1 pseudogene is annotated in these 1,115 nt (G+C 81.8%); it reads left to right on the top strand.

Going from position 1 to position 1,115, the window contains the following annotated elements:
* Positions 1-851 (top strand): annotated as a pseudogene (locus C1I95_RS35620) (hypothetical protein); the annotation flags it as partial.
* Positions 852-1,115 lie beyond the last annotated feature (264 nt).

The raw sequence follows: 1,115 nt of genomic DNA, 5'->3' as shown, positions 1-1,115 counted from the left end.
GTCGATGGACCGACCCGTCGGACGCCGCCCCGACCTGGGCGACCGGCGGCGTCGAGGCCGGATCGGGCCGGGCTTCCGGTACGCCGGGCGACCCACCGGCAGACGGGGTGCCGGCCGCCGTGCTGGCCGGCGACGCCACGAACGGCGGCGCACTGGCCGGTGCGGCACTGGCCGGCGGTCCGGCGAACGGCGGCGCACTGGCCGGCGGTCCGGCGAACGGCGGCGCACTGGCTGGCGGGGCACTGCCCGGCGGAACAGCGCTTGGCGGGGCACTGGCCGACGGCGCACTGGCCGAGGGGGCACTGGCCGGCGGAGCGGCGAACGGCGGGGCGCTGGCCGGCGGGGCGCTGGCCGGGCGGAGCGCCCAGGGCAGGCCCTCGTCGGCCGGCGGCTGGCCGGCGGCCCGGAAGCCCCAGGGCTGGCCCTCGTCGGTCCGCGCACCCCAGGGCTGGCCCTCGTCGGCCGGCGCGCCACTGACCGGACGCGCACCCCAGGGCCGGCCCTCGTCGGCTGGCGCTCCGCTGACCGGACGCGCTCCCCAGGACGGGCGCTCGTCGGCCGGCGCGGCACTGACCGGGCGTGTGCCCCAGGACGGGCGCTCGTCGGCCGGCGCTCCGCTGACCGGACGCGCCCCCCAGGACGGGCGCTCGTTCCCAGGCGGCCCGCCGGCTGCCCGAGCGGCCCAGGAGGGGCGCTCCTCAACCGGCGGCGCGCTGGTCGGCATGGCCGCCGCCCAGGACGGCCGGTCGGCCGGGTCGGATTCGGTCGGCGGCTCGTGCCCCGGGCCGGGGTCGCTCGCCGACGGAGGCGGCTCGTACGGACGGGGCAGGTCGGCGCGTACCGGCTCGTAGGGACGGGTCGGCTCGGCGCGCACCGGCTCGTACGGCCGATTGGGCTCGCTGGCCCAGCCCGGGGCCGGCACTTCGCGCGACCGCCGGCCGGCGGACTCGCCCTCGCCGCGTGCCCAGGACGGGGCCCAGTCGCTGACCGGGCCGGAGCGAGCCCAGCTCGGCCGCTCGGCCTCGGCCGGGGGTGGCTCGGTCGGCGGCTGACCGGCCGCCGGATCGGGGCCCGGCACGGGCGGCCGGTCGGCGGCGGCGTGGTCGGTGGCGGGT

It is taken from the genome of Micromonospora craterilacus (genome assembly GCF_003236315.1).
Taxonomy (GTDB): Bacteria; Actinomycetota; Actinomycetes; order Mycobacteriales; family Micromonosporaceae; genus Micromonospora; species Micromonospora craterilacus.
Note: the sequence above shows the minus strand (reverse complement) of the source record. Positions and strands in the feature narration are given on the sequence as shown.